Genomic DNA, 515 nt, shown 5'->3' on the forward strand with positions numbered 1-515 from the left:
GTTCTTCGACCATATGCTGGACCAGATCGGCCGCCATGGCGGTTTCGCGCTGGAAGTGGAAGCCAAGGGCGATCTGCACATCGACGAGCACCACACCATCGAAGACACCGGTCTTGCGCTCGGCCAGGCATTGCGCGAAGCGCTGGGCGACAAGCGTGGCATCGGCCGCTATGGCTTTACCTTGCCGATGGACGAAACCCTGGCCAGCGCCGCGTTGGATTTCAGCGGCCGGCCGTACTTCGTGTTCGATGGCGAATTCAAGCGCGAGCGCGTGGGCGACATGCCGACCGAACTGGTGCCGCATTTCTTCCGTTCGCTATGCGATGCCAGCGGGCTGAACCTCAACCTCAAGGTGGCGGGCGAGAACGACCACCACAAGGTGGAGGCCTGCTTCAAGGCGCTGGCCCGCGCATTGCGCCAGGCCATCCGGAAGGAAGGTACCGAGCTGCCATCCACCAAGGGGGCGTTGTGAGCAAGGTCGGTCTGGTTGATGCCGGCGGCGCCAATCTGGGTTC

Annotated in this window: 1 pseudogene; it reads left to right on the plus strand. The window is 63.5% G+C overall.

From position 1 onward, the window contains the following. Nucleotides 1-472 (plus strand): annotated as a pseudogene (locus ABB27_RS18965) (bifunctional histidinol-phosphatase/imidazoleglycerol-phosphate dehydratase); the annotation flags it as partial. Nucleotides 473-515 lie beyond the last annotated feature (43 nt).

It is taken from the genome of Stenotrophomonas terrae (assembly GCF_001431465.1).
Classification (GTDB): Bacteria; Pseudomonadota; Gammaproteobacteria; order Xanthomonadales; family Xanthomonadaceae; genus Stenotrophomonas; species Stenotrophomonas terrae.